This window comes from Streptomyces sp. NPDC048106, assembly GCF_040706415.1.
Lineage (GTDB): Bacteria > Actinomycetota > Actinomycetes > Streptomycetales > Streptomycetaceae > Streptomyces.
In genome coordinates, this window is sequence record NZ_JBEZND010000028.1 from 73,850 (window position 1) to 99,776 (window position 25,927).

34 protein-coding genes and 3 pseudogenes are annotated in these 25,927 nt (G+C 69.7%); 25 read left to right on the forward strand and 12 right to left on the reverse strand.

Annotated elements, in window-relative coordinates:
• Positions 1-111: 111 nt before the first annotated feature.
• From AB0927_RS26205 to AB0927_RS26245, 9 genes are all read left to right on the forward strand, one after another.
• A complete protein-coding gene (locus AB0927_RS26205; RefSeq protein ID WP_366670209.1) occupies positions 112-405 on the forward strand; it encodes a hypothetical protein in 294 nt (97 codons plus the stop codon).
• 151 nt (positions 406-556) lie between these two features.
• The gene (locus tag AB0927_RS26210; protein ID WP_366670164.1) at positions 557-1,051 is read left to right on the forward strand and encodes a Pycsar system effector family protein; all 495 of its coding nucleotides are present in this window, start codon (positions 557-559) and stop codon (positions 1,049-1,051) included.
• A gap of 98 nt (positions 1,052-1,149) precedes the next feature.
• Entirely contained in the window at positions 1,150-1,716 is a 567-nt protein-coding gene (locus AB0927_RS26215; RefSeq protein ID WP_366670165.1) for a hypothetical protein, read from the forward strand.
• Between the two features lie 388 nt (positions 1,717-2,104).
• Positions 2,105-2,548 (forward strand): hypothetical protein, encoded by a 444-nt coding sequence (locus AB0927_RS26220; protein WP_366670166.1) that lies wholly within the window; start codon positions 2,105-2,107, stop codon positions 2,546-2,548.
• Positions 2,545-2,802, forward strand: coding sequence for a hypothetical protein (locus tag AB0927_RS26225; RefSeq protein ID WP_366670167.1), 258 nt, complete (start codon positions 2,545-2,547; stop codon positions 2,800-2,802). Before AB0927_RS26220 ends, AB0927_RS26225 begins: the two co-directional genes overlap by 4 nt.
• A gap of 25 nt (positions 2,803-2,827) precedes the next feature.
• Positions 2,828-3,022, forward strand: coding sequence for a hypothetical protein (locus AB0927_RS26230; RefSeq protein WP_366670168.1), 195 nt, complete (start codon positions 2,828-2,830; stop codon positions 3,020-3,022).
• Entirely contained in the window at positions 3,022-3,399 is a 378-nt protein-coding gene (locus tag AB0927_RS26235) for an HIT domain-containing protein (protein WP_366670169.1), read from the forward strand. The genes AB0927_RS26230 and AB0927_RS26235 overlap by 1 nt, the downstream gene beginning before the upstream one ends.
• Positions 3,396-3,929, forward strand: coding sequence for a nucleoside 2-deoxyribosyltransferase domain-containing protein (locus tag AB0927_RS26240; RefSeq protein WP_366670170.1), 534 nt, complete (start codon positions 3,396-3,398; stop codon positions 3,927-3,929). The genes AB0927_RS26235 and AB0927_RS26240 overlap by 4 nt, the downstream gene beginning before the upstream one ends.
• A complete protein-coding gene (locus tag AB0927_RS26245) occupies positions 3,926-4,177 on the forward strand; it encodes a hypothetical protein (RefSeq protein WP_366670171.1) in 252 nt (83 codons plus the stop codon). Before AB0927_RS26240 ends, AB0927_RS26245 begins: the two co-directional genes overlap by 4 nt.
• Positions 4,178-4,328: 151 nt before the next feature.
• On the opposite strand, the gene AB0927_RS26250 is transcribed toward AB0927_RS26245, so the two are convergent.
• The gene (locus AB0927_RS26250) at positions 4,329-5,603 is read right to left on the reverse strand and encodes a plasmid partitioning protein (protein ID WP_366670172.1); all 1,275 of its coding nucleotides are present in this window, start codon (positions 5,601-5,603) and stop codon (positions 4,329-4,331) included.
• A complete protein-coding gene (locus AB0927_RS26255) occupies positions 5,600-6,754 on the reverse strand; it encodes a ParA family protein (RefSeq protein WP_366670173.1) in 1,155 nt (384 codons plus the stop codon). The genes AB0927_RS26250 and AB0927_RS26255 overlap by 4 nt, the downstream gene beginning before the upstream one ends.
• Positions 6,755-7,326: 572 nt before the next feature.
• On the opposite strand from AB0927_RS26255, the gene AB0927_RS26260 reads away from it, so the two are divergent.
• From AB0927_RS26260 to AB0927_RS26275, 4 genes and pseudogenes are all read left to right on the forward strand, one after another.
• Positions 7,327-8,007, forward strand: coding sequence for an HNH endonuclease family protein (locus AB0927_RS26260; RefSeq protein ID WP_366670174.1), 681 nt, complete (start codon positions 7,327-7,329; stop codon positions 8,005-8,007).
• Between the two features lie 481 nt (positions 8,008-8,488).
• Positions 8,489-9,538, forward strand: a complete 1,050-nt coding sequence (locus AB0927_RS26265) for a NucA/NucB deoxyribonuclease domain-containing protein (RefSeq protein WP_366670175.1) — start codon at positions 8,489-8,491, stop codon at positions 9,536-9,538.
• Between the two features lie 85 nt (positions 9,539-9,623).
• Complete coding sequence (locus AB0927_RS26270; protein ID WP_366670176.1) at positions 9,624-10,217, forward strand: hypothetical protein; 594 nt, start codon at positions 9,624-9,626, stop codon at positions 10,215-10,217.
• Between the two features lie 155 nt (positions 10,218-10,372).
• Positions 10,373-10,611, forward strand: a pseudogene (locus AB0927_RS26275) (hypothetical protein); the annotation flags it as partial.
• A gap of 480 nt (positions 10,612-11,091) precedes the next feature.
• Here AB0927_RS26275 and AB0927_RS26280 read toward each other — a convergent pair.
• The 5 genes and pseudogenes from AB0927_RS26280 to AB0927_RS26300 all read right to left on the reverse strand — a co-directional run.
• The gene (locus AB0927_RS26280) at positions 11,092-11,304 is read right to left on the reverse strand and encodes a hypothetical protein (RefSeq protein WP_366670177.1); all 213 of its coding nucleotides are present in this window, start codon (positions 11,302-11,304) and stop codon (positions 11,092-11,094) included.
• A 376-nt stretch (positions 11,305-11,680) separates the two neighbouring features.
• Positions 11,681-12,247, reverse strand: a complete 567-nt coding sequence (locus tag AB0927_RS26285) for a DUF4240 domain-containing protein (protein WP_366670178.1) — start codon at positions 12,245-12,247, stop codon at positions 11,681-11,683.
• A gap of 65 nt (positions 12,248-12,312) precedes the next feature.
• Positions 12,313-12,864: a DUF6262 family protein gene (locus tag AB0927_RS26290; protein ID WP_366670179.1), complete on the reverse strand. Its 552-nt coding sequence runs from the start codon at positions 12,862-12,864 to the stop codon at positions 12,313-12,315.
• 1 nt (position 12,865) lies between these two features.
• Entirely contained in the window at positions 12,866-13,282 is a 417-nt protein-coding gene (locus AB0927_RS26295) for a hypothetical protein (protein WP_366670211.1), read from the reverse strand.
• 131 nt (positions 13,283-13,413) lie between these two features.
• Positions 13,414-13,899 (reverse strand): annotated as a pseudogene (locus AB0927_RS26300) (site-specific integrase); the annotation flags it as partial.
• Between the two features lie 262 nt (positions 13,900-14,161).
• Between AB0927_RS26300 and AB0927_RS26305 the strand changes: the two are divergent.
• Positions 14,162-15,100, forward strand: a complete 939-nt coding sequence (locus AB0927_RS26305) for a MerR family transcriptional regulator (protein WP_366670180.1) — start codon at positions 14,162-14,164, stop codon at positions 15,098-15,100.
• Between the two features lie 74 nt (positions 15,101-15,174).
• The gene (locus AB0927_RS26310; RefSeq protein WP_366670181.1) at positions 15,175-15,741 is read left to right on the forward strand and encodes a GNAT family N-acetyltransferase; all 567 of its coding nucleotides are present in this window, start codon (positions 15,175-15,177) and stop codon (positions 15,739-15,741) included.
• 35 nt (positions 15,742-15,776) lie between these two features.
• Here AB0927_RS26310 and AB0927_RS26315 read toward each other — a convergent pair.
• A pseudogene (locus AB0927_RS26315) lies at positions 15,777-15,968 on the reverse strand (IS256 family transposase); the annotation flags it as partial.
• 212 nt (positions 15,969-16,180) lie between these two features.
• On the opposite strand from AB0927_RS26315, the gene AB0927_RS26320 reads away from it, so the two are divergent.
• Positions 16,181-17,155 carry a hypothetical protein gene (locus tag AB0927_RS26320; protein WP_366670210.1) on the forward strand — a complete coding sequence of 325 codons (975 nt, stop codon included), beginning with the start codon at positions 16,181-16,183 and terminating at the stop codon, positions 17,153-17,155.
• A gap of 16 nt (positions 17,156-17,171) precedes the next feature.
• Positions 17,172-17,372, forward strand: a complete 201-nt coding sequence (locus AB0927_RS26325) for a hypothetical protein (RefSeq protein WP_366670182.1) — start codon at positions 17,172-17,174, stop codon at positions 17,370-17,372.
• A 123-nt stretch (positions 17,373-17,495) separates the two neighbouring features.
• Here AB0927_RS26325 and AB0927_RS26330 read toward each other — a convergent pair whose 3' ends face one another.
• Positions 17,496-17,798, reverse strand: a complete 303-nt coding sequence (locus tag AB0927_RS26330) for a hypothetical protein (RefSeq protein WP_366670183.1) — start codon at positions 17,796-17,798, stop codon at positions 17,496-17,498.
• A 543-nt stretch (positions 17,799-18,341) separates the two neighbouring features.
• Positions 18,342-18,785: a hypothetical protein gene (locus AB0927_RS26335; protein WP_366670184.1), complete on the reverse strand. Its 444-nt coding sequence runs from the start codon at positions 18,783-18,785 to the stop codon at positions 18,342-18,344.
• A gap of 508 nt (positions 18,786-19,293) precedes the next feature.
• Between AB0927_RS26335 and AB0927_RS26340 the strand changes: the two genes are divergently transcribed.
• Positions 19,294-20,499 carry a replication-relaxation family protein gene (locus tag AB0927_RS26340; protein WP_366670185.1) on the forward strand — a complete coding sequence of 402 codons (1,206 nt, stop codon included), beginning with the start codon at positions 19,294-19,296 and terminating at the stop codon, positions 20,497-20,499.
• 229 nt (positions 20,500-20,728) lie between these two features.
• Positions 20,729-20,851, forward strand: a complete 123-nt coding sequence (locus AB0927_RS26345) for a hypothetical protein (protein WP_366670186.1) — start codon at positions 20,729-20,731, stop codon at positions 20,849-20,851.
• Positions 20,852-21,170: 319 nt separating this feature from the next.
• On the opposite strand, the gene AB0927_RS26350 is transcribed toward AB0927_RS26345, so the two are convergent.
• Entirely contained in the window at positions 21,171-21,827 is a 657-nt protein-coding gene (locus AB0927_RS26350; RefSeq protein ID WP_366670187.1) for an HD domain-containing protein, read from the reverse strand.
• Between the two features lie 230 nt (positions 21,828-22,057).
• Between AB0927_RS26350 and AB0927_RS26355 the strand changes: the two genes are divergently transcribed.
• Positions 22,058-22,684 (forward strand): 2'-5' RNA ligase family protein, encoded by a 627-nt coding sequence (locus AB0927_RS26355; RefSeq protein ID WP_366670188.1) that lies wholly within the window; start codon positions 22,058-22,060, stop codon positions 22,682-22,684.
• 11 nt (positions 22,685-22,695) lie between these two features.
• Here AB0927_RS26355 and AB0927_RS26360 read toward each other — a convergent pair whose 3' ends face one another.
• Positions 22,696-22,971 (reverse strand): hypothetical protein, encoded by a 276-nt coding sequence (locus tag AB0927_RS26360; protein WP_366670189.1) that lies wholly within the window; start codon positions 22,969-22,971, stop codon positions 22,696-22,698.
• A 464-nt stretch (positions 22,972-23,435) separates the two neighbouring features.
• Here AB0927_RS26360 and AB0927_RS26365 point away from each other — a divergent pair, with 464 nt between their 5' ends.
• The 5 genes from AB0927_RS26365 to AB0927_RS26385 all read left to right on the forward strand — a co-directional run bounded on the left by AB0927_RS26365 (position 23,436) and on the right by AB0927_RS26385 (position 25,924).
• Positions 23,436-23,846 carry a DUF6233 domain-containing protein gene (locus tag AB0927_RS26365; RefSeq protein WP_366670190.1) on the forward strand — a complete coding sequence of 137 codons (411 nt, stop codon included), beginning with the start codon at positions 23,436-23,438 and terminating at the stop codon, positions 23,844-23,846.
• A gap of 55 nt (positions 23,847-23,901) precedes the next feature.
• Complete coding sequence (locus AB0927_RS26370; protein ID WP_366670191.1) at positions 23,902-24,096, forward strand: hypothetical protein; 195 nt, start codon at positions 23,902-23,904, stop codon at positions 24,094-24,096.
• A gap of 413 nt (positions 24,097-24,509) precedes the next feature.
• Positions 24,510-24,653 carry a hypothetical protein gene (locus AB0927_RS26375; RefSeq protein WP_366670192.1) on the forward strand — a complete coding sequence of 48 codons (144 nt, stop codon included), beginning with the start codon at positions 24,510-24,512 and terminating at the stop codon, positions 24,651-24,653.
• A gap of 3 nt (positions 24,654-24,656) precedes the next feature.
• Positions 24,657-25,289 (forward strand): sigma-70 family RNA polymerase sigma factor, encoded by a 633-nt coding sequence (locus AB0927_RS26380; RefSeq protein ID WP_366670193.1) that lies wholly within the window; start codon positions 24,657-24,659, stop codon positions 25,287-25,289.
• Between the two features lie 2 nt (positions 25,290-25,291).
• The gene (locus AB0927_RS26385; RefSeq protein ID WP_366670194.1) at positions 25,292-25,924 is read left to right on the forward strand and encodes a hypothetical protein; all 633 of its coding nucleotides are present in this window, start codon (positions 25,292-25,294) and stop codon (positions 25,922-25,924) included.
• The last annotated feature ends 3 nt before the right edge of the window (positions 25,925-25,927 follow it).

Genomic DNA, 25,927 nt, shown 5'->3' on the forward strand with positions numbered 1-25,927 from the left:
GGACCGGACTGGCCGACCGGCCTCGTACCCAACCCCACACAACCCGCCAGGAGGATCCCGAATGCAATGGCTGATCCCGCCCGCCGCCACCTGCCGCGCCATCCCGCTGCGGTGACCGCCCGCCACCTGCGCGCCGCCCTGCTGCTCGCCGCCACCGTCCCGCTCGCCGCGGCGACGGCCGCCGCCGCGCTCAAGGCCAGCCACTGGCGGCTGTACGCCGACCGGCACCGCATCGAGCTGACGCCCCGGCCCCGCCGCTCCTGTCCCGACTGCCAGGGCGCGGGCGGCTGGTGGGTCGGCGGCGCGAACCCGGAGATGGAGGCGTGCGGCTGCTGGTCGGACCGGCCTGAGCTGCGCGTCCGGCTCCAGTCCGTCCCGGCCTGGCCGGACGAACCGCCGTTCTGAACGACCCGCCCCCGGCCACACCGGCCACACCGGCCGGGTCGGACCGCCTGAGCCGCACGCCGATCTGGCGGCTGCTTGATCCGCCCGTCCCGGCAGCGGCCGGGACGGGCGGTGAAGGGGAGCCGGAAAGCCCGGCCGGAAGGGAACCGACATGCCTCTCGGCACCAGCCCGGACACCGCGCCCCTGGCGTCGTGCGACCCGGGCAAGAACCTGGACGACGCTTGTCACGACGTCGAAGCGAAGATCAGCCGTACCGACAGCAAGGCGTCGCTGCTCCTGGCCTTCGACGGCGCGGTCCTCGCCGGACTCGCCAGCGTCGCCGACAAGAACCTGCCGCTGCCCGCCCAAGTCGCCGGCGGCGCCGCCGTCCTCGCCCTTGTGGCCTCTGCCGTGCTGCTACTCCTGGTCGTGCGCCCCAACCTCGGAGGCCGCGGCCGTGTCATCCGCGAGGGCTTCCCCTCCTGGGCACAGCTGAGCGAGGACGACCTGCTCGACACGATGCGGCAGGACACCCGCCTCACCCGGGTCAGGTCACTGTCCATCCTCGCCGTCGCCAAGTTCGAGCGCCTGACCCGAGCGGTCGACCTCATCCTCGCCGCTCTCGCCCTCCTCCTGGTCACCGCCGTCCTCACAGTCACCGGATGAGCAGCTGGCCGTACTCGCTCGCCCTGATCCTCGCCGCGGCGACCGCCGTCGCCGCACGGCGCACCTTTCGCCCCGACACCGACAAGGAGCAGTAGCCCATGTCCCTCACCCTGTTCGCCCGTCGCCCCGCCCCCGAACTGCCCGCGCCGGAGCCCTGGCCGGAGATCGGCGAAACGTGGAAGCCCGAGGGCGTCACCGTCGTCGAGCGTTACGCCAACCAGGCCGGCGCGGTCGTCCTCGTCTTCTCCCCGGACGACCAGAGCTACCAGCACGTCGTCGCCTGCCTGGGCTGCCACTACTCGCAGACCACCGACCCGGACAAGACGTACAGCAGCGGATTCACGCTGACGGAAGCGGGCCGCTTCGCCAACACCCACGCCGCCAGCTGCCGCGCGCTGCCCCGCGACATCCCGGCCCGCCCGGACGACGCCGCCGCCCGCGAGCAGCTCCGCAAGTGGGTGGCCAGCTGGCGGCGCCGCGATCGGGACGAGGAGATCTACCTGCGGTTCTTCAACCACGGCCGCCTGGTCCTCCAGCGCAGCAACGAGTGGATCACCAGCGAACTGCAGCGCCTGGCCGACGCCCAGCCCGACCTGGTCCGTGCGGAACCCAGCAGCTACAGCGACCGCATCGACTACTACGTCCGGCAGCTACCCAAGGAATGACCCCGGCCGGTCTCCGTCGGCCCCGACCCCCGCCCCCGGGCGGCAGGCGCCGGGGCCGTGCGGTGACCGCCCGACCACCCGAGGCCAGGAGCTCCGTGCCGCCCCGGCCCGCGAAGGCCGGGGCGGTCGCGGTGGTCCCTCAAGCACCGAAAACCCCCGGACCAGCCGCAGCGACTTCGCGCTGTAGATCCGCCCGGGACAGGCGACCGGCGGACAACCAAACCGCCTGTCCCAGGCCCATCCATCCCGTACAAGACGAGACGGAGAACCCAAGTATGTCGTCGCTCCTGCGCGTTCATGGCCGGATCGGCCAGCGCACCCTCTTACTGACGACCACCGCCGTGCCGAGCGTCGGGCGCCCGGGAACGTCCGTATGGAGGCGGGCAGCATGAGTACCGCGACTCTTCCCCAGGGCGACTGGATCCGCGGCATCAGCGTCCAGCAGCCGCACGCCACCTGCATCCTGACCGGCCAGAAAGGGATTGAGAACCGCCCCCGCCCCTGGAGCTGGCGCGGCTGGCTGCTTCTGCACGCGAGCCAGCAGACCGACCGTCCCGCCCTTCGGCTGCCGCTGATCGCCCGCACGATCCGCGGCCGTGAGCTGACGACCGGCGCCGTGATCGGCGTCGCCCGGTTGACCGGCTGCCACCAGGACCCGGACGGCTCGCCGCCCTGCACCCCGTGGGCGCAGCCCGGCCTGTGGCATCTGGAAGTCAGCGACGTCCAGGCCCTCGCCCTGCCGATCCCGGCACGCGGACAGCTCGGGCCCTGGCGGCCCACCGAGGACCTGGTCGCCCAAGTCCTCCAGCAGCTGCCCGACCTGCGCCCGTGACCACCCGCCGTCGACCCGCACCCGCACCGCCCGAGCCGCCCGCCGCGCCCGTCCCTCTCCTGGACTGGTGCGACGGGGCGCACTTCGCCTGGCCCGAGCCGTGCGTGCTGTGCCGGAAGACCACTCCGCTGAGGTCCCACGCCGCAGAACCCGTGCACAAGACGTGCGCGGAGTTCTGGAACGCGCTGAATCCCGGCGAGACCCGGTTCGTCTCCGACCCGCCCAAGGGCGGCAAGGGCAAGGACCACGCCTGAAACGCCCCTCCATCTGGAGGCCCCTATGAGCAGCCGCATCGACCACGCCCTCGCCTACCCGGAGCCGCCGGCCTCGCCGCTGTGGCACCGCCACGGCCCGAAGACCCGGCCGATCACCCCCGAACAGCAGCGCCGCAACCGCGAGCTCCTGATGCTCGCGCAGCGCACTCCCCGACCCCGCGCCCCTCGCCTCACCACGACCCTGGCGGAGGCCAACTGATGGACACCTGCGTCTTCTGCGCCATCGTCGCCAGGCAGGCCCCGGCCGTCATCGTCCGCGAGTGGCCCGACGCCCTCGCGATCCGCCCGCGCAGCGGCGGCGTAAACGGCGGGCACGTCATCGTCCTGCCCCGCGTCCACGTCGAGGACGCCGGCACCGACCCGGAGGTGACCGGCGTGGTGATGCGCCGGGCCGCCGAGCTGATTGCAGAGCTTCCCGCCGCCAACATCATCACTTCGAAGGGCGCTGAGGCGACCCAGAGCGTCTACCACCTGCACGTCCACGTCGTGCCCCGCCAGGAGGGCGACAGCCTGCCTCTGCCCTGGACCCCACAGCACGCCGCCCGCGCCGCCGCACAGAACGGGGCCACCTCGTGAGCATCATCAACCTGGTCATGGCCCGCGAACCCTTCCCCGCGGACGGCCCGTCCGTCTTCCTCGCCGGGCCCACCCCCGACAAGAGCACGCCCGTCCCCTCCTGGCGGCCCGAGGCCGCCCGACTCCTGGCCGAGCAATGGACCGGTGAGCAGCCGCTGACCGTCCTGAGCCCGGAGTCCCGGCACGGCAAGCGCGCCGACCGCTACGAGACCCAGGTCGACTGGGAGACCGCCGCCCGCGCGGCAGCGAGCGCGATCCTGTTCTGGATCCCCCGCGACCTGCGCACCCTGCCGGGCATGACCACGAACGTCGAATTCGGCCTGGACGTGAGCAGCGGCCGCGCTGTCCTCGGCGCGCCGGCCGACTGCCCCAATCCGGAGCGGAACCGCTACCTGATCTACGTGGCCCACCGTCACGGCGTCCCGGTGTGCACGACCCTGGCCGACGCCGTAGCCGCAGCCCTCGCCCACCTGCCACGCGTCATCAAGGCGCCCGTCAACCCCCTCAGCGAGCAGGAGCCCACCCGATGAAGTGCCCCCTCTTCCACCGCTGCGCCCACGCCCCCGGCGTCCTCTCCCCCGAGGACCAGGCCATCGCCGACCAGTTCCGCGCCACGCTCACCGCCCTGCTCCACCCGATGTCCTGGACCCCCGGCGGCGCCCAGGACATCGCCGTACGGATCCCGGTCACCGCCATGCGGCACCCGGCCGCCGCGGTGACCGCCGCCGGCATCCCCAACCCCGACGAGGACGGCACGCCCGCGACCTGGGCGACCTGATCCACACGAGCAACAAGCAACGGCCGGTGCTCCCCCGCTGTGGTTAGCGAGGGAGCACCGGCCGTTTTTGCGTTTGGGGGCCCTTACGGCGAGTCGGTCTCACGAGTGGGCCTAAGCGAGGACGAGGAAGTGCCACTCGGTCGCGGTCCGGCTACTCGGCCAGCTCGTGGACCATCGCCTCGAAGGCTTCGGGTTGTTGCTCCTTCAGGGCCTTCATCATCATGCGGGTGCATGTGGCGAAGACCGCTGGATCCATCTTCAGTTTCAGGAGCATGGCGACGTGACCGGGGTCGTCGTAGGGCAGCGGGCGGCCCTGCATGCTGGCCGGCTCTGAGGCTGAGTCGGCTGGGGAGTCTGCGGTGTCAGGGGACGTTGCTGGCCGCATGGCCTGGGCCGGAGGCTCATCCCCGCGATCTCTCTCTGGTCCACCTTCCGCGCGTTCGTTGTCCGCGGACAACGAATCGTTCTGGTCGGCCGGATCCCTGCTCGTTCCCTCATCCGGAGCTTCTTCCGGCTCTGCGCTACTGGGGCGGCCCTGCGGGGGCACCTTGGGTTTGTTGTCCGCGGACAACGAAGTGCTCGAAGGGTCCGTGGCCGTCGTGGTCTTCAGTTTGTTGTCCGCGGACAACAAACCTTGGCGGACCGCTGCGACTGCCTCTTTCTCTTCGGCCTTGGCCTGGGTAGCGGCCTCCTTGGTCTTCTGGAGGTGGTCCAGGAGGGCGGCCGCATCGAGCTCTGGATTGTCCTTCAGGTGGCGGGCGAGCGCCCGGCCGTCGCGTTCAGACATCGTGCCGCAGCTGAGCATCGTCTGGATTTCGATCGGGAGGGTCAGCAGGACCAGCTGATTGGTCACCCACGACCGGTCCTTGCCCAGCTGCTCAGCGGCCCGGGCTCGGGCGCCCCGTGCAGACTGCTCCTCGCAGACGCTTACCAGTTGCTCGACGCCGCGGGCGCGCTCGATGACGTCGAAGTCTTCCCGGTTGAGGTTCTCTTCCAGGAGGTGCTTTATGAACTGCTCGCGGGACGAGGCGAGGTCGTCCCGGACCACGAAGTCCAGGGCCTCAAGCCCGACGTGCACACCGCTGCGGTAGCGGCGTTCACCGTTGACGAGGATGTGCAGGGCAGCGCCGATGCGTTCCTCGTGGTCCGGCCACAGTTTCAGGTAGGCGCCGCGGGTGACTGCGACGCAGGCGGCCAGCTGTGCCTGGCGGAGTTCTTCGCCGAACCGGGTCTTTTCCTCGTCGGTGCCGAAGTTCCGGCGCGGGTTGAGAGGGGTGGGGGAGACCTCATCGAGACGGAGCCGTACCAGCTCGTAACTGGGGATCTCGCCTTCCGTGATGGCTTTCGCCCTGCCGCGGGCGCTGCGTTCCCGGCGAGTGTGGCCGAACGATGATCCGGTCCCGAGCTTGTCTGCGACGCTGCTCATGCGCTGATCCTCCGGGCCACGGTCCGCATCGTTTCCGACTGCTCACCGTAGGGGGCGTGTACCAGGAGGGGCTGCTTCACGCGGACGGCTTCGCGCTGGTCCTTCAGCTCTGGGACGACGGCGATGACAGGTGGTTCACCGACCTTGCGCCATTCGGCGAGGGAGGACGTAGCGACGTACCCCTTGCGTGCGTCGTACAGATTGACCACGAAGCCGAGTTGAGCGATGTCGATGTCCAGGTCGTCGACGAGGTCCTGGATCTGCTCGTCGAGCATGTCGTACGCGTCGGCGGAGGAGTCCTCGGCCTGGACGACGATCACGATCCCGGAGGTGTTCTCGTCCTCGCCCTCGCGGGTGCGGCAGTAGTACACGGCGGTGTCCATCGAGTAGCCCAGGCTGGGCGGGCAGTCGACGACGATGAAGTCGAATTCCTGCTCCAGGTCTTCGAGTGCCTTCTCGAGGGCGGTTTCCTTGACTCGCACGAATCGGCTGGTGGCCAGCTTGGCGTCGAGCAGGAACGCGTCCTTGCAGGAGGGCAGCAGCCAGAGGTGGTCCTCGAAGTCGCCACCCTGTATCGGGACAAGCAGATCACGGAGTTCGCCCTTGGCTTCACCGAGCATGTGCTTGGCCAGGCTCGGACTGTCGATGTCCAGCATCTTGTGGCCGAGCTGCACGGTGAGGTGCCCCTGCGGGTCGAAGTCGATGAGCAGTGTGCGGTGGCCCGATTCGGCGAGGGCCTGAGCGGTGCCGGCCGCGACCGACGTCTTGCCCACGCCACCCTTCTGGTTGCCGAAGATGATCCGACGGGCCCCGGTGACCCGAGCCTGCTTCGGGCGGGGGGAGGGATTGCTGTCGAGCCAGAGCCGGATCGCCTGGGCCACGCCCTGGTTGTAGGAGATGCCTCGGCGCTTGGACAACTGCTTGAGCTTGTCGTACAGCCCGCCCGGGAGGTACGTCGAGAAGGAAGAGCCTCCACGAGTGTCAACTTCCGGGCGAGGCTTGGCCTTGAGCCAAGCCTCAACGCCCTCCGTCACGGCAACCTGGATGTCTCTGTCCAGCTCCGCCGCCCGAACCTTGAGTTCCTTACGCAGGCTCGCGGGCAGCTTGGCTACTACCTTTTCCCGATCACTGGGGTCGTATGGCGCGGTCATGGCGCTACCTTACTAGCCTCACGTCACCTCGGACCGCGCAAAACGCCCGCAAGCGCTGGTTGTTGTCCGCGGACAACAACCACATACCGAAGTCGTCGTGCCCCTGGTCGCCGTGGGCGTCGGCCCGCTCGACGGGCAGCAGCCGCGGCGCGAGGGTTCGTCCTCGTGGTACTGCTCGTGCTCGGGCTGGTGCCCAGCGGGCGGCGCGCGGTGGTCATGACGGGAGTCTTTCGCAGCGGGTTGGGTGAGAAGGGAGCCTCCCGCGCGCGAGCGGGCAAGCAGTCGGTCCCCGGCCGACGGGCGCTGGAGATGTGCCCGGCGATGGCGGCGGCCGGGCTCGCCGCGGCGGAAGTGTCGGCGGACCCGTGCTCCTGGCAAGGACTGAGACCCAGTCACAATTTCAGGACGGCAGCGACGGCGACGCACGCGCGGATCCTGCGGGGGCAAGGCGCCGCGCTGGCTGCCGGGCTTGCCGCCCGATCGGGTGGAGCCACCGTCGTTCCCGGGCGAGCCGCTGACCGAAGCCACTACGAAGATCACAGCCCTGCCGTGATCTTCGAGAGGACCTATTCGTGCGCTTCGCCCGAACCGCCGCGGCCGCCGCGGCTTTCACCGTGCTCCTCGTCCCGGCCGCCGCTCACACGGCCGCGGCCGCACCGCATTCCCGCGTACCTGGGCAGACGGTGACCGAGCCGGTCCGTGACGCTCTCGCCGAGCTGCCGGTCCGCCCGGAGGACCGCACCGGGTATGAGCGCAGCAAGTTCAAGCACTGGATCGACGCCGACCGCGACGGCTGCAACACCCGCGCCGAGGTCCTCAAGGCAGAGGCCATCATCGCCCCGGTGCAGGGGGCGAGGTGCACGCTGACGGAGGGGGAGTGGTACTCGCCCTACGACGACCGCTACATCAACGGTCCCCGGGGGCTGGACATCGACCACCTGGTCCCGCTCGCCGAGGCCTGGGACTCGGGCGCCTACGCCTGGACCGCGGCCGAGCGGGAGGCCTACGCCAACGACCTCGGGGACCAGCGCGCACTGATCGCGGTGTCGGCTGCCTCCAACCGGTCGAAGGCGGACCAGGACCCCACCACCTGGCTGCCCCCTGCTGCGGGCTACCGGTGCACGTACGTGACGGACTGGGTGGCGGACAAGACCCGCTGGGGCCTGACCGTCGACGAGGGCGAGCGCGAGGCCCTGGCCGACCAGCTCAGCCAGTGCCCCAACACCCCGATCACCGTGACCCTGGCCCGGTAGCCGACCGAGCCGGCCAGCCGCGACTCCGGTGCAGCCGGAGCTGGGCACGACCGGCCCGGCGGGGGATGCACACGCCGAGGACTCCGGACCGGTCAGCTGCCCTCACCTGCGAGGCCGGCACCCCCACGCCGCGCCAACGAGACCCGGCAGCTCCGGGCTCCGCCCGGCGGCGGCTCTGCCCGGCCCGCACCGCCAGGTGCACGAGCAGCAGCGCCAGCAACCGAGTACCGGCCCCGTACCGGCAGTACGTCAGTGTCGGCCGGACACCGCACTGTGGTTGCACACCGGTAGGCAGGCCGGTGCGCTGCTCGCCGACCGCCCCGTGCCGCCTTGTCCCTCGTATGCCTGAAAATATCCAAAACGGGATGCAATCGGGGCATCGGGCGTGCTTGTATGCCGTCAACGCGATGGGGGCGCGCCGGAGTTGACTACCGGACTGACCTCTGTCGGTCGTGGTCAACACAGGGGGTACAACTTGAAATTGAGCGCCTTACTCACCACGGGGGCTGTGGCGCTGGGGCTGCTGGGAACAGCTGCTGCTCCGTCAGCCGTGGCCGCCCAGCCCGGTGCCGGACAGCTGCGCGTCACCATCGGCTCGGCAACCCGGGCCCAGGCCCAGGCGAACGGCTTCGCCGCCAGCCCGGCATCGAACGCCACCTGCACCATCAACAAGATCACGGTGAACCGGTTCAGCGAGTGCGAGTGGGTGTCGATCCACGTCGACGTCATCAAAGTCATCAACGGCAAGCCGGAACTCGAGGGCACCGTCGACTTCGACGTCAAGCACCAGATGACCCTGAAGACCAACTCCGCGAACTGGTCCGAGAAGCTCCACGTCTCCAAGGCCCGCACCACCCGCGCGGGCAGCGGCGTCGCCGTCAACATCACCGCTGCTTCCGGCGGCGGCACCAAGGCCACCGTCCACTTCCCGCAGGGCCACATCCTCAGCAGCAGCGCGGCGGACGGCACCGTCGGCTACGCGACCAGCATCGCGCCGAAGAAGATCAACCCGAAGGCGAAGACCACGTACGCCTACACCTTCACCAAGCCCGGCTACAGCCCGGGCAGCGTCACCTACAACTCGGCCGTCTACCGCTGCGACAACTACTACGGCAGCAGCAAGGCCAGCCGCGCCGGCTGCGCCGTCCCGGACGTCCCCACCGGCGTGAGCATGGTGGGCCTGGCCCGCATCGACGAGGGCATCCGCAAACTCCGTGCCAACGGCGGCCACTACGGCGACCCCAACGGCGGCAAGCCGCTGCACTGGATGATCAACAAGAAGCAGGAGGACGCGAACCGGAAGGCCGTGTGCCCGAGCAGCGCACCGCCGGACATGAAGCGCGCCGGCCGCACCTCCTGCGACGAGTACCCCTTCGCCTCCTCCAAGGAGGGCGGCACTCACCTTCCCGCCAAACAGCGGGAGATCACCTGGGTGAAGGTCCAGGAGAACAAGTCCCAGGGCGGACGCATCACCGCCTGGCGCGGCCAGATGCACGTCATGGACGGCGATCCCTTCTACGTGATCGCCTAAGCGCGCCTAAACTCACGCCGGCCCAGGTGCCCCGCTCCCGACATACTCGGAAGCGGGGCACTCTCTCCGTTGAAGGAGGATCCCCATGCTGATCCACGAAGCGACCTTCACCGTCGACCTCGGCGAACACGGCTACTTCATCGGCTTCGACGACGACTACGACTTCCCGACCGAGATGCCGTTCGGATGGCGCTGCGGCCCGGCCACACCGGCCACCGCCGTCGTCCTGCCCACCACCGACACCGGCCCCCTGCAGATGACCATCCAGATCCACGACAGTCCCCCCGATACCGAACCCGGTGACGCCTGGGAGCCGGCGGAGGAGATGAGCCTGCTCGCCGACACCCCCACGCTCTATCTCGCCACCATCGGGCAGGGCGACTTCTGGGACGCATGGCCCGAAGAACACCCGCCCCTCGATGCACCGGCGACTGCCGACAGCGGCGGCTGGGTCCGCATGCGCCTCCACTGCCACGCCGACGACCCCGAACCGGGCACCGGCGACCACGGGGAAAGGCACCTGATCCAGCTCTGGCCCGCCCCCCAGACACCTCCCCTGCACCCCGACATCAGCCAAGCGGACCGGCAGGCACGAGCCGACTACGCCGCGGACATGGCCAAACTTGTGGAGGACTACACCGCCGCATACCCCACCGCCCACGGCCACGAGGCCAGCTGACATTTGCAACGCGATCACCGGGCCATGCACGCGAGGCCGACGGCATCTACCGGGACCAGCACACTGGCAGCACCCCGGCGGTGACCAGAGCTGCGCAGCAGAAACCGACCAATGCAGCAGGCGAGTACCGAAGCCCGCCCCAGGCTCAGATGCCCGACGAGCCCCTGGGGTGGCAGCCGATCTGGAATCGGCCCCGGAAGCCAAGGTCGAAGGCGGACAAGAAGAAGGAGCTGCGCAAGCAGCGGCGGCGGCTCCAGGACGCCGGGAAGCGCCGCCTCGCCGCCGCGCAGTCGCGCCGCCCTCGCTCCCGGCAGAACCGGATCGGCAACGCGGCCGCGCGGCGCGACGCCCGCGCCCTGTCCCGGGTACGGCACCCACTGCCTGGCTGTGGTGACGATGCCGGGCATCGTCCACCGAGTGGAACCCGCGATGTTCTGCATTCGGTGGCGATGCACGACATCGAGTGGACTCCACTCCAGTGCGCTGGATGACGATGGACGCCATCGTGGTGCGCATCGTGATGGACGAGACCGCACCACCCGACGATGCCCGGCACTCTCACGCGCGCCCGGTGCGCTGCACCCGATGTCTCGCACCGCGCCGGTGCGCCCACCCCCTTGTCCAGGCGCGGCCAGGGGCGCGCGACCCCTTGTCCAGCTCTGCTACCGAGGCTGTTTTCCCTTGACACAGCCCGTTTCGGCTGGCGATCAGGTCGCGGACAAGGGGGTGTGTGATAGGGGAGCCCGCCGAGGCTGTGGCGCGCGCCTGGTGCGGTGTGGCGATGCCGATGGAGCGCACCACGATGGGTGGTGCGGTGCGGCGGTGGCGCGGGCCCGACGCGCGCCGCACCGCACCACCGCCGTCCCGGTGCGCCCTACCCGACGGTCAGGCGCACCGGGTTCGAGCCGACCGGTGCGGGATGCGCTTCGAGTGCCTGGCCCACGCCGACGGCCTCCAGCTGGCGGAGGATGTCGGGGACGTCCTCGTGGTCCTCGGTGAGGAACTGCGCGGCGAAGCCGATGACCGCGCGGGCGATGCCCTCCGCCGCGTCTGGCCCGGCGTGCGCCCAGATCTGCAGCGAGGTCACGAAGACGCGCCCGAGGGCCTCCCGGGCGATTCCGTTCTGCGAGTTGGCACGTCGGCGGCGGGCGGGACGGGGGAGCCGTCCGGGCCGGGGTACGTGGGGTCCACTGTCGTCCGCCCCGCTCACCGGGTGCCACGCCTAGGGATTGGCGCCGTACACGCCCGGTATGTCGGTCGTACGCTGGTGGTGCTCGGGGTGACTGTGGAGGTCTGCCCATGCCCCGGACGATCTGGAGCGGCGCGATCAGCTTCGGCCTGGTGACGGTGCTTATCTAGACGTCGTCCGCAATTGTGCAGGTCAGGCGCCCTCTCTTCAATGAGGGACGTAAGGCAACGGGCGTCAACTACGAGGGTCAATGCGAACCACGGGCCTATGTGGGTCAGCCCAATACAGGGCTGAGATAGAGCTCGGCCAGCCGCGGCAGACGTCGGCGCATCTGCTGGGCATCGTCGAAGCCAAATGACTCCCCCATGCCCTCGCTGCTGGCTTCGTTGGTCATGACGTGAGCGTCGCTGTAGGTCTCCCAGGCTTCCCAGAAGTCGTCTTCGTCATCGGTCAGCTGCTCATAGGCACGGGAGGATACGAAATTGAAGTCCTCGGCGAAGATGGCGTCTTGGTCTCCGGCGGCTGCTGCGGCACGCACGGTGGGATGTTCTGCGAGCGCGTCCGGGCAGGTAGCCGCCCGTTCGTACCACTCGCGCCCGAGCGCCACCAGACCCGCCGTGAAGTCGCTGAACCGGTCGTCGGAGCAGCCGCCGCCGATGAGGTAGGCAGCCGCCCAGACGTCCCAGCGGTAGACCGCGCTGCGCAGTCGGGCGAAGCGATATTCGAACGCGAGGATCTCTTCCGCAGTCCCCGCAGACAAATGGGCGGCGACGGCGACGTCGAGCGGCTCGTCACTGTCCTGTGCGGCGTCGATCACGCGCCAGAACGCTTCGGTGTCCATGGCGGGCAGTCTGCCAGTGCCCTATGGCAGCTTTCTCAGCGGCAGCCGGGAGGTCGGGTCTCCCGTCAGCGGCGGCTCTCGTCCCGGATCATGTGCCGGAGACTGGTTCGGGCCGCCGCCAGATCCTTCTCCAACTCCTCGACTCGTTGTTGCGAGCCTCTGAGGTTGGAGAGTTCCTGTTCGAGCCTACGATTGGCTTCGGTCAGCTCGGTGATCCGTTCGGTCAGCTTCCTGTTGCTGATCTGGTCGAGCTGATGTCCGAGCTGCTGCCGCATAGCGCCCCGAAGCTGATCGCGTTCCGCGCGAAGTTCTTTGATCTCCTCGCGGGCCATGCTCAGGTCGGCGTGCAGGCTGGCGGGCCCTGCTCTGCGGCCTTGGACGACTGCGGTGACGGGAGTCTGTTCCTGCCGCTGAATGGCTGCCTGGACGTGCTCGCGGACGCCCTCTGCGTAGACGAGCCACGTCGACACGTTCGCAGCGCGAGCGACGGCGGCGAAGGAGATCGGTTCACCGTCGTCCACCATGAGGCGGATGGTGTCCAGCACCCGTTGGCGTTTGAGAAGGCTGGCATTCCGCCGGGACTCGGCGAGGACTTCGGTGGGGGTTCGGGCAGCCATCTCATCTTCCTGTCTTGGAGACCACGGTCAGGGGGAGGAGCGTGTGGTCGCCGCCGGCCCGGACGCGGCGAAGCACCGCGGCAGCGTCCTCCAACTCGGCCCGTTCGTCCTCGGGCAAGGCCGCCATCCGTTCGCGCATCTTCGTCACGACGTCTTCGTAGGAGGTGATCTGGGCGGTGAGGTTGTCGATGACAAAGCTGGCTGCGTCCATCGCCCGAGCCTTCTCGCGGTCGGCCCGCAGGCTGTTGGCGTGGTCCTCGATCGCGGGCAGGTAGGAAGGGTCTGGACGGTAGAACCCGCAGCCTGAGCACTGGAAGCGGATCGGGCATGCGTGTCCGCCGGCTTTGACGTTGGTCGGTTCGGTGCAGCCGCCGAACGGCACCGCAACCGACCGTTGTTCGTAGGCATCGAGGAGCAAGGTGTCGCTGTCCCACTTCGGTCAGTGATCATCAGGCTGAGTGTTTTGACCGCCTTGCGCTTGCGTTTTAGTGAGACCCGGTAGTAGCCCATGGTCGTTTTCGGATCGTCGTGGTCCATCAGGTCTCTGAGCACGTCGATCGGGGTGCCGGCGTCGGCATGCCGCTGGGCGAAGGAGTGCCGGAACGCGTACGGATAGACCAGGGACCGGTCGAAGGGAATCACGTTGCCCTCGGCGTCCATGGCGTCGCTGTTCAGCGTTTCCAGGTTGTCCACCCACGTCCTCATGCCAGCACTGAAGTTGTTGCTCATCAGGTGGTCCGACCCGCCGACGGAGGTGATCGCCGGGAACAGGTAAGGCTCGCTGACACTTGGGGTGTCGGGCAGGGTGTCGCGAAGGGCCTGCCATTTCTCGATAGCCGCGACCGTGGACGAGGTGATGGGCAGGCGCCGCCGCATGCGGCGGCCTTTGTGGTTGTTCCAGATCAAGGAAACTTCGTCACGTTCGCGTTCGAGGCAGTTGCGGGGCAGGGAGACAACTTCCAAGGGGCGGCGGCCGGAGTCTCGCAGGACGACGTAGGCGGTCTGGAACATGACTCGGACGTGTGCGGGCTCCATGGCCCCGTAGGTGACGCCGGTGCCCAGCGAGGCGAGTTGGGCGTCCAGTTGGCGGATGACGTGTTCCGGGACCGCTTTGCCGAGCTCATCCTCGTTGGCTTCTTCATCCGGGATGCGCTGGGAGGGGCGGCGGATGAATGAGCCGGGGGCGTCGAGCAGGTCTGCCAGGAGGAATGGTCAAGACTTGTGGATGAGGAGTGGTTGGCTAATGGCAGGCGAAGGGGCTTGAGTCTCCAGTAGGGGGAGACGCAAAGGTGGGGGCATGGACGGCGACACGCTCTACTCGATCGGCGAGCTTGCTCGGCGGACCGGTCTCACGGTCAAGACCATTCGGTTCTACTCCGATCGCGGAATCGTGGCGCCGACGGACCGCAGCCCGGCCGGCTACCGCCTCTACAACATCGACGCCGTCGCGCGCTTGGACCTCGTGCGGACCCTGCGCGAGCTGGGACTGGACCTTCCCACGATCCGCAAGGTCGTGGACCGCGAGCTCTCGCTTCCCGAGGTCGCTGCGGCGCACGCCGAAGCACTGGCAGTGCAGATCCGCGTCCTGTGCCTGCGGCGCGCGGTGCTGACGGCGGTGGCCGAGCGCGGGTCCACACCTGAGGAGACGGAATTCATGCACCGGCTGGCCCAGCTCTCCGCGGAGGAACGCCGACGTCTGATCGGCGATTTCCTCGACGCTGTCTTCGGCGGTCTTGACGCCGCCCCCGCATTTGCGGGGGTCATGCGCTCGATGACCCCCGAGCTGCCCGACGACCCGGAGGCGGAGCAGGTCCAGGCGTGGGTGGAGTTGGCCGAAATGTCCCTGGAACCGGATTTCCGCGCCATGGTGCGGCGGATGGCCGAGGACCAGGCAGCCGAGCAGGCCCGAAGCGACACGATGGGCCCGCGCCGCGACAGCGCCGCAGCCGTCCGTGACCATGCCGGCCCGGCCCTGACCGCCGGCATCGACCCGACCTCGCCCCAGGCCGATCCGATCGTCGCGGCGTTCACGGCGCACTACGCGCACCTCCTCGGCCGCCCCGACGACGTCGAGCTTCGCCGTCGGCTGGCGACTCGGCTGGAGAGCGTGAACGACCCCCGCAGGGAGCGGTACCTCCAGCTGCTCGCAGTGGTCAACGGCTGGCCGGCCCCGGAGAGTCTGGCTCCAGTGTTCGACTGGTCCGTCCAGGCTCTGCGTGTCCGGACACAGCAATGACGGTGCGGTCGCAAGGCGGCATGGGTCGGACGCGGCTGGCGTCGCGTGAAGACGCCGCCGCACATGATGGGTTTATGAATGCCCCCGTCGTACTTCAGGTGTCCGCGATGTCGGTCTCTCCCGCTCTCGTTCTTCGCCCCTGGCGCATGGAGGACGTTGCCGCATTGGTCGAGGTGAGCCGGGATCCCGCATTGCGCCAGTGGGCGAGCTCTGGTGTGGACAACGATGCTGACGGTGCACGGTGGGTGCAGGCCCAGCAGCGGGGCTGGGCGGCGGGGGACCGGTTCGGCTTCGCCGTCCTTGAGGCACAGCCCGGTTCAGTTCGCGAACAGTTGGTCGGCAACGTGGTTCTCAAGGAAGTCGCCTCCGGCAAACCGGCGGCCGAGGTGGGCTACTGGACCGCGGCGCACGCTCGCGGGCTGGGAGTGGCCCCCCGCGCTCTGGAGGCACTCACCAGCTGGGCCTTCGACACGTTCGAAGCCGACGGGCTGGAGCGTCTCGAACTCCTGCACCAGGTGGACAACCTGGCATCGTGCCGGGTTGCGCAGAAGAGCGGGTACGACTTTGACAGCGTCCTGCCCGCAGCGCCGCCTTCCTTCCCTCGCGATGGCCACCTGCACATACGGCGCACGAGTGCCTGAGATCCTCCCGGCTTCTGCGGATCGGCTGAGGCTGCTCACGCCGCGAGGGTCTCGGGGCGTTCGACGAGGTGGCCGCGTTCGAAGCGGGCCCCGGCACGGACCAGAGCGACGAGGTGGGGTGCGTTCACGGCCCGCCAGCGGGCCTGGGCGGCCTCAACCAGCTTGAAGACCATGGCCAGCCCGGCGGCTCGGCTGCCGGCACCCTTGGTCACCTTGGTCGCAACCCTCGGTGCGACAGGTCACCGATCGCCAGCCACAGGCGCCCTCACCTTGAGTGGCAGTTACGCCGACCAGATGTCACCTAACTCGAAAAGTCGCATCGTGCCACGTGCGCAGGGCGTGCCTCTCACTCGCGTGTTCGATTTTCTGTTCGATAACGTGAGAGTGGGAGGTGATCCAGGTGAACGAAACCAGGACGGAGGCCGGGACGGCCACGGTGATGCATGTCCGCTGCCCGGAAAGACTGGCTGGGGAGACCTACCGCCAGGTCCTTGAACTGCTCGCCGACCTGTCCGCTGTCGTCCAGGCTCTCCCGCCGTCCGCGGCTCTGGTGGAACTCAAGGGTGCACTGCGCTATCACGGCACCACCGCCCATCATCTCGGGGAGATCCTGCGTCTGCGGACCGTTGCCCAGCTTGGTGTCGACGTCCGGGTCGGGATCGGGCCGACCATCACGGTCGCCTCGACCGCCTCCGGCCGGATCAACGGCCCCGGAGGCGTCCTCGCCATCGCCCCCGGCCAGGCCACAAACTGGCTCGCACCCCTGCCTGTCGACGCCCTCCACGGCATCGGGCCCCGCCAGGCCGCCCTCCTGCGCCGCTACGGCATCCACGCCATCGGCCAGCTCGCCGCTCTGCCGACCGGCACCCTGCAGCGCCTGCTGGGCGCAGCGAATGGCCGCCGCGCCGCTGATCGCGCCCGCGGCGTCGATCCCCGGCCCGTCACCCCGCGCCTCCTGCCGGCCTCCACCGCAGTACGCCACACCTTTCCTCGTGACGCCCACGACGGTGGCGCCGTCCGTGCCGCCCTCCTCGACCTCGTCGTCCAGCTCGCACTCCAGCTGCGCTGCCGCGGCCAGGCGGCCCGCGCGCTCACCCTGACGCTGAAGTTCGCGGACGGAGCCGGCTGGGAGAAGAACCGACGCCTGCCCGAGCCTTCCGCCCATGAGGAAGACCTGCGCACGGTGGCCTACCAGCTGATGGATGCCGCCGGCCTGCAACGCGCCCGCCTGACCGGTCTCGTCCTCAGGGGGGACGACCTGGTCGGCGCCGGCCAGGTCGCCCAGCAGATCAGCCTGGACCGGGCGCGCGAGTCCCGGCTCGTGGCCGAGGACGCGATGGACCGCATCCGCCAGAAGTTCGGCCCCGACGCGGTCGGCCCCGCCGCGGTCATGCCGGCCCGACGTGCCTCCTGACCTCGCTCCCGCGCCCATGGCAGACCCCAACCGCTACCACCTGCTGCTCGCCACCGGCGTCCGGCCGGTGCAGCACGGCTGGTGGGGCAGTGAGGCGATCGCGCGGGACAAATACCGCCGCTGGATCGGTGAGTACGGCGACATGCCCGGCGCCCGCCTCATCCTCACCGACGAAGAGACTTCCGACGTGCTGGCTGCCTGGCCCGACCACAGGTAGGCGGCCGCGGTAACGAAGGCCGTCTCCAAGTAGCACATCCGGATCGGGGCCGGTTTCCCAAATTTAGGAAACCGGCCCTGCCGCGTGTCGGGACGCAGCCGGCAGACGGACATCGAGATCCGCTCATGGACCGGTGAGAATGTCGTGGGTGCCGATGCGGCGCCAGATGACGTGCGGTGTGCCAGGGCGGCACTCAGGCCCGTACTCCCACGTTGCGCGTCCTGCGGGGCCGGTGCCCATGGACCAGGTCAGCTCGTAGACGCCCGGTGCTCGCTGAACGCGCTTGACACGGAGGCCGGCGCGGAAGCTGCCGGTACGCAGGTCCTCGACGAAGGCCGCCACGGCCCGGCGAAACCGGCGGCGCTGTTCTGGGGTGAGGCGGTCCAGGTCGGCGGCGAAGCGCGGCAGGGTCTCGTAGGTGGGCACGGTGAACCTCCAGGACGCACGAAGCCCCCGGCCGGAGTCGGCCGGGGGCAGTGGTGGCTGTTCGTGTTGAAGGGCGTCGGTGACGCGGTGCGCTCAGCGGTGGTGGGTGGTCGGGGAAGTGGTGCGTTGGTGCACGTTGGATGGCGTTGGAGTCGGCTCGGGGACGATGTCCGGCACTCTCGCGCGCCGGTGCGCCGCATCCGATGCTCCGCACCGGTGCGCCCGCCGCCGACCCCTTGTCCGGGTGCGGCCGGACGCGCACGACCCCCTTGTCCGGCTCCGCTACACCCCCTTGTCCAGCTCTGCTACCGCGACGATTTCCCTTGACATCGCCGGTTTCGGCTCGCGATCAGGTCGCGGTCAAGGGGGTCTGTGATAGAGGAGCCCGCCCGGCCGGGCGCGCCCCGGCGCGGTGCGGTGCGGCGACGCCGCGGGACCGCACCGCCGGCGCGGTGCGATGGTGCGGTGGAGCGCGCCACGGTGGTGCGGTGGTGCGCCTGGGACGCGCGCCGCACCGCACCACCACCGTCTTCGGAGGGGTGGCTACGCGGTGGTCGGGCGCGCCGGGTGCGTCTCCATCGCCTGCTTCATCCCCGCGGCCTCCAGCTGGCGCAGGACGTCAGCGACGTCGCTGTGGTCGTCGGTGAGGATGTTCTCGGTGAAGCAGATGATGGTCTGGGCGACGCCCGGCGCATCGGCCAGGCACACGCCGTGGCACAGGAGCTCCAGCAGCAGGCGTCCGAGGGCTGCGGCCAGGAAGGAGTGCGCGCACGGCTCCCCGTCGTGGTCGTCCGCGGCGGTGACCGGGATGAAGACGCGCGCGGCGACGTCCAGGAGCAGCCGGTGCAGCTCCGAGCCCGTGTGGTCGGCGACCGCGCTGGCGGTGTCGATGTCCCCGGTCTGCAGCGACCGGATGTAGGCGAAGGCGTCGGCGACGTCGTCCAGCTCCATCGGAGCGAGCGGCGTGGTGACAGTGTTCTCGGGCATGGGTGACTCCTCATCTGCGGGCCGCCCCGCTGATCGCGGCGGCCTCGAAGACACCCTCGATCTGCGGCCCTGTGGACAGAGTCCGGCCGCTGAGGCGGGAGAACTCTCTCCTCCGGGTTGATCACGATGCGGTCACGACGGAGGGGTTTTCCCAGGGCTGCGTCACACGGAGGCCGAATTCCGCACCTTCTACGAGGTGAATGGCGGGACAGGCCCGCCCCACCTTCCAGGAGCCCCTGTGGCGAGCACCGCAGACGAACCCGAACAGCCCCTTGTCCGGGCCCGGAAAGCCCCCTCCGTGGACCCCTCCGTCACCCCCTCCGCGCCCCGTCCTCAAGGGCCGGGGTTTTCCGCAGGTCAGGCCCGGCGGACAGGGGGTCGCCGCAGGTCCGACAACCCTCATGTCCAAAGGCGTCCCCAGCACAGGAGGACTTCGACCGAGCCTCGACGCCGGGAGCTGCTGCAAGCGCTGGGGATCTTCCAGAGGGCTACGCCCGACCAGCTGTGGATGCTGACCCGTCCGGATAACAAGCACGACCGGCTCACGCGGGACAACCTCCTGGATCTGGAGGACCACGGCCTGGTGCGGATCGAGTCGGTGCGGGAGGACCAGCGGCAGGTGTGGGTGCTGACCAAGCGAGGCCACGGCGAGGCGAGGAAGCTGCTGGCGCCGAAGGGCATACGGGTCTCGGTGCTGCGCAGGCAGGAGTGCGACCCGGTCACCGGGGAGCTGCTCGGCACCGGTTACGACGACCACGCCGCGGCGGTCACCTCGACGGCCGCCGAGCTCCACCGCGCCGGGATCGGTCACCGGCTCGGCTTCCAGACCGAGATCGGGCACCGGCTCGCAGGCGGCTTCGTTCAGCGGGCGGACTTGGTGGTGCGGGCGCCGGAGGCGGGGGTGCCGGTGCTGCTGCTGGAGATCGACCGCCGCACCGAGGACGCGCACGACCTGGTCGCCAAGCTGCGCCGGTACTGGGAGTGGGGTCGGCTCCTTGCGAAGGATGCGGACAAGCGCATGGTGGATCTGGTCCGCTCGCGGCCGGACGCGATCGACCGGCTCGTCGGCCACGAGAAGCGGCTGTGGCGCCGGGTCTACCCGCCGACCGGCCGCGAGGGCCTGCCCCCGGTGGCGTTCGTGTTCGCGGACACCACGGAGGCGAAGGTCTCCAGGACGGTCGCGGTGCTGGAGGAGGCCGGCCGCCGCTACTGGGCGCCGCGCCGGTACAACACCCTCTACGAGAAGGCGGTCACCGCGCAGGACTACAGCCAGGCGGTGCCCGTCGTCGTCACCACCCTGGAGCAGCTCCAGGAGCACGGCGCCGGCGCGGCGGTGTGGCGGCGGCTGGGACGCAAGGGCGAGCAGACGCTGACGGCCGCGCTCGACAACCCCGACGGCGATGCCCTCTACCGCGAGCAGGAGGCCCGCGCCGGCGCGGAGGAGAAGCGGCGGCGCGCCGCTGAGCGGGAGGCCCGGCGGCCGGTGTGCAAGCGGTGCGGAAGGAAGTTCACCGACCAGCGCTGGGAGGAGACCACTGCGAGGACGGCCTGGAAGGCCGGGGACCGGTCCGTGTGCGGCACCTGCCGCGCCGACGACGTCGCCCGCGAGGAAGCCGCTGCCGAAGCCGCCCGCCTCCAGACCGCGGCACCGCCGGAGCCGGAGGACGACCAGGAGCGTGGCCGTGGCCGCGGCTGGTTCCGCCGACGGCCCTGACGACACCCTCCGCTCAGTGGCCCGGCGAGCGGGACCGGTTCTGCGGGCCATGCGCGGGGGAGGCCGCCGACCGTGCGGAGAGCGCGCCGCCAGGCGGAGGAGGCCGAACGCGCGGCCGCGGAAGCGCCGGCGGTGAAGCCCCCGTAGCCGGTTCGGCATCGGGCGCCGCCGGTAGCAGTCGGCCTCGGGGGCCGGGGTGGTGGTCGGTGGTGTCTGGGAGGCTGGGCGGATGGATGCCGATGACGAGCAGCTGCTGCGCGGCCGGGCGCTGTACGACCCGCGCCCCGGTGACCCGCGCCCGGGTGGCCCGGGTGTGGTGTGTCGCTTCTACTACTCCGGCGACACCGCCTGACCGACGTGAGACGTCAGGCCGCCGCGTAGCCGGAGCCGGAGGGCGATCCGGAGCGACAGGAGCTGCGGTTGGTCCCGCTGGGCCCCGCCGGGGGGTTATCGGGCCTGCGGATGGTTGGGGTGCCGTTAACGAGCAGCGAACCAGGTGACAAGTGACCCTTCAGTAGCTTTCAGACCGGAGGTGGCCTCTCCTTGGCCCGCTCAGCTTGCGCCGCCCCATCCTGCGCGGCTGCAGCGGCTGCCCATCCAACAACTCCAGCGGTCACGCACACGGTCAGGACCCCTACGGTCACCCAGCAATCCTGACAACGCCGTGATCGTCACGTCCCACGTTCCGCGCTCCTCGACCATCCACGGATCTCGCCCTCGTCGATGAGGCGTCGCCCGGCCTTCCACAGCGAGGCGGACGCGTCCCCGATCACTGCCTTACGGGATCGGACATCATCGGCGGTGACACCGGGAGTGCGCCAGGTGCCGCCGCGCGCCATCCAGTTGAGCAGCAGCGGCTGCAGCCGGTCCATGGCCTTGGCGAATCTGGCCTCAGGGGTACGGCGTTCCTCGAACTCGTCCCACAGGGCCCGCATGCGCCGAGCCTGGTCCGCCGGAAGCAGACCGAAGAGTTCCTCGGCCGCGGCGACTTCCCGCTCCCGCTGGTCGACACCGGCAGCGCTGTCGTAGAGCGGGGTGTCGCCGGCATAGATCTCCACAAGATCGTGCAGCAGGACCAGCTCAACCGTGTGCCCCACGTCGATGGGCTCGTCGGAATATTCGGCAAGGACCACGACCATCAACGCCAGGTGCCACGAATGCTCCGCGTCGTTCTCGCGACGATCCGCCGCTGCAAGAGGCGACTGCCGCAGAACGGTCTTGAGCTGATCCACCTCCACGAGGAAGGTGAGTTGGGCACGCAGTCTCTCGTCGAGGTCGTCAGGAAAGGGCGTCTTCTCCGCGAGCAGGCTCCGGCGTTCCACACTCATGCGTTCATCGTGGCACGCACGGCACCCCCGCAGAGGCAAGAGTACGAAGCTGGCAACCACCCCATCCGACGTCCTCTCCCGCGCCCACGCCTCAGAGACCGAAAGCTACTCGCGGGTTACTTGTCACCTGGTTCGCTGCTCGTTAGCGGCACCCCTGGTTGGTCGGGACCACCCTGGGAAAGATCCGCATCCGGCGGGTGTGCGCGGATTACTACCGAGGGGTGGGTCTCATGGACGACTTCTTCGCCAGGGTCGAAGGTCGCACCCACGCGTGGCCGCCGGGCCGCAAAGACCTGCACTGGCTGATCGTTCCCGGCGAGGACTTCGCCCGTAAGCACCTGTACGAGCCCTACCGCCTGCTGTCCGAGCATCCCGGCCTGACTCCGGTGAGGCCGCAGTGGATGCACATCACCGTGCTGCACGCCGGGCCGCAGGACAGCGCGACCGCCGGGGAAGTCGACCAGATCACCCGCGAGGTGACCCGCCGAGCCGCCGACATCGACCCGTTCGAGGTGACGCTGTCCCGCCCGGACATCGGCACCATGGCGATCGAGTGCAAGGGCTATCCGGGGCGGCCCCACCGGCAGCTGTGGGAGATGACCTGGCAGGCGCACCGTACGGTGGTCGGCGACCGGTGGCCGCGCATCCCGTCGGCCTCCTATCCCCATCTCTCCCACGCCTACGCCGGGGCGGAAGGGCACCTGGCGGACCGCCGCGCGCTCAAGGTGCTGCTGTCCGACCTGCCCGGCAGCCCGGTCACCGTGCCGGTCACCGCTCTCACGCTGGTGGCCGAGTGGCATGACCGCCGCGAGATCGTGTGGGATGTTCTCGCCGAAGTACCGCTCGGCAGGTCCTGACGCGGACCGCCTCAATCGCCGTCCGTGCTGCGCACTCCCGTCGGCTGTACCGTGGCGACCTTGACCCACATCTCCGCCAGGGCGATCGCCTGCTCCACACTCAGATGCTGGTCCTTGAAGTGGTCTAGAAGCCACCGCTGCCACTCGCTCAGCTCACTCGAGGAAGAATTGCTCAGCGCCCTTGCCTGATCCTGCTCCTTCCAGGCACGCTCCAGACTCCCGGCGACCCGCGCCCAGTTGTAGGCCTGAAGTGCGGCGTCGGCACGCCGGTCCCCGGACTGGTCCATCAGCAATTCCCCTGCTCCAGTTGGCGGTTCGGTGCCTTGACCCTACCCACCATCGCTGGGTCCGGTTCGGCGAGGCGGCGCGCGGCGTTGTGCGCGGCAGGTGCCGAGGACCGAGAGTCAGCGATCAGGGCCCGGCCTCCGTCGCAGGACCGGCCGGGGCCGGGACGGCGGCCGTGGGTGCGCCGAGGCGTCCCAGCGACTCCATTCAGCAGGTGCGCGCTGTCCATCCGGGTGAGGCAACTGGAACAATAATTCGAACAAGGGATTGAATTGGGTCATGCGGCCGATTCCTGATGACCTCATCCGAGCGCACGAGGAGTGGCACTCCACCTACCGGCAGCTCGCGGTGCGCCCGCGCGCCGAGCTGGGGTGTCGCCTCCTGCGGCTGTCGGCGCAGGTGCTGTTCCACCCGTGCTGGCGTGGTCGGCCTTCGCGGGCGTGGGCTGTGCTGCACGGTGCCTGTCATGTCCGATCTGCCGCCTGATCCGCCCCGCCTGCGGGCGATCCTGACGCACCTGGAGCGGCAGATCGCGGAGACCGAGACCGTCGGCCTCTATCTGCGGCTCCAGTGTGAGGAGGTACGCAAGGCCCTTGCGCGGGCGTCCTCGGCCCCCGGCCGGGAGCGCCCGGCGCAGCGGCCCGGGCCCCGGCGGCGGGCGCCGGCGGCCGAGTACCTGATGGAGTCGAAGTCCGGGCCGGCGGATCCCCTGCCGGTCGTCGTCCATGCCGGTGGCTGCACGCTCCGGCAGGGGCGCCGGACTCCGTCCGCGATCACCGCGCAGCAGGCACGCATCGTGCTCACCGACACGGTGATCGGGGCCGAGCCGTGCCCGGTCTGCAGGCCGGAGAACAAGCTGGGCATCGACCTTGCGTGAGGGGCGCACCGTGACTGACCTGCCGCAGGGGGACAGCGGACCTGCAGTCGAAGACATGGACGGCGCACCGCGGCGTATCGACCCGGCCACGGACCGGGTCGCCGCGCATCTTCTGGGCTGCTCACCGGCGGAGGTCGGCTACTGTCCGCGCTGCCAAGGGCTCAGCCGCCGCTACGGTCCCCGGGTCGAGGTCGTCTGCCGGGCCTGCCGGGCGGCCGAGGCGTCTTCCGCCGACGGCCGTGCGCGCTGATCCCGCCGTCACCTCCTGGCCGTCGCAGTCCCTCCCGCCGCCGGGCCCGGCCGTGCGGCGTCCCGTGGCGCCCCCGCCGCAGGATGGCGAAACGACTTCTGGATGTGATGTCGATCACAAGAGCGATGGTCGGTTCGGCGGTTCGTGGCGCTTTCTGTAACCTCCTGCGCTTCTGTCTGAACACTATTCACGCTGGTCACGGAACGTGCCTGAACGGTAACTTACTGACAAGTTAATTTCCGTGCGCACACGCGTGATCACCTTGGGTCGAAAAAGGTCGGGTGAGCGCTGTGCGTTTGGGCCCTCTGATCCGAAATGCTGCCGCCGAGGACCCCACCCCCGGTGTCCTCCAGCACGATCCGCCCTGCCCATGGGGCGGGTTGACGCCGTTGGCAGGAAGGACCAGAGGGCCCGTGCCCCACAACGAACTGAAGGAACTCGCGTTCCTCCCCGACATGCGTACGGGGACGCGCTCCCTGCTGTGCGCCGGCGCCCAGATCGGCGTCACCACCAGCGAGCCCACCACCACGGTCGCCGCCCGGGACACGGAGGCCTGAACCATGAGCGAGGACAGCGACGCACACACCCTGCCCGTCTCGTTCGAGGACCTCAACGCCTTGCACGGCATCCACTACGAGATGTCCCCGGCCCTGGACGCCTTCTACCGCCAGTACGCCCGGCCGCAGCTGCGCTACGCCACCACCATGCTGGGCAGCAAGGAAGCTGCCAAGGCGGTCGTGCGCAGCCTCTACACCCACCTGGCCCTGAACTGGCAAGACGCCCTCCGGCAGGAGGGCGGCCCCGAGGCCTACGCGTGGCGGGCGCTCAAACTCCGCGTGGAGACGCACGCCCGTATGACGATCGCGCCGACCGCCGACGGCCGCTCAAGGACTGCGTCAACAAATGACCGAACCGCCGCCGTCTACGAGGCGGTGCGTGCCACGCTGTCAGCCATGCGCGACAAGATGGCGGACCTGGAGTCCCCGATCGGCCTCTACACAGCCATCGCAGCGCTGCCCGAGCGACAGTTCGACGTGATCATCATGCAGTTCGTCCTCGGCTACCCGCCGAAGACGGTCGCCGAGATCATGGGCATCCACGTGGGCACCGTCCGCACGCACCGGCGCGTGGCCCGCCAGCGAATCGCCACCGAGCTCGGTATCGACCTAGGCGACGACGAGGAGAAGGAGTAGACGTGCCGCGCCACATCGACAGGATCCTCGACCAGGCCGCCATCCCCGACACGGTCACCGACGACGAACTCGACGACCTGAGACAGGAGATCGTCCGGGACGTCACCGCCGCCCTCATGTTCGGCGCCCAGCCCGCACCGCAAGGCCACCATCCCACCCGCCTCGATGCCGCCGAGGCGACCTTGAAGGCCCTGTCCGTCCGTCTCCTGCGCAGCAGCCAGGCCGCCGAGCATCTGGCCGGGATCGCGGACGACCTGGTCGACATCGACGGTGCCCTGCACTTCGGCTGCCTGCTCAACCTCGCGCAGAAGCCGGAAGGGGCGCTCTGGTGGTGGCAGTACGCGGCAGGAGCCGGCGACGCCACCGCCGCCTACTGTCTGCACCTGTTCCACCTGCGCCGCGGTGAGCTCCGGGACGCCGACCACTGGATGTGCCAGGCCCTCGACCTGGGCTACGACATCCTCGACATCTCCTGCGTCCACCGCCCCACCTGGCCCGTCCAGCCAGGGGCCCGCCATCCGCGGGCCCTGCGCGAAGCCGTGGAGCGCCTCAAAGTCGAGGATGCCAACGGCGAATTCCATCATCCGGATCAGGCACTGGCCGACCAGCTCGAAGAGTTCTCCGTCAGCTGCTGACCT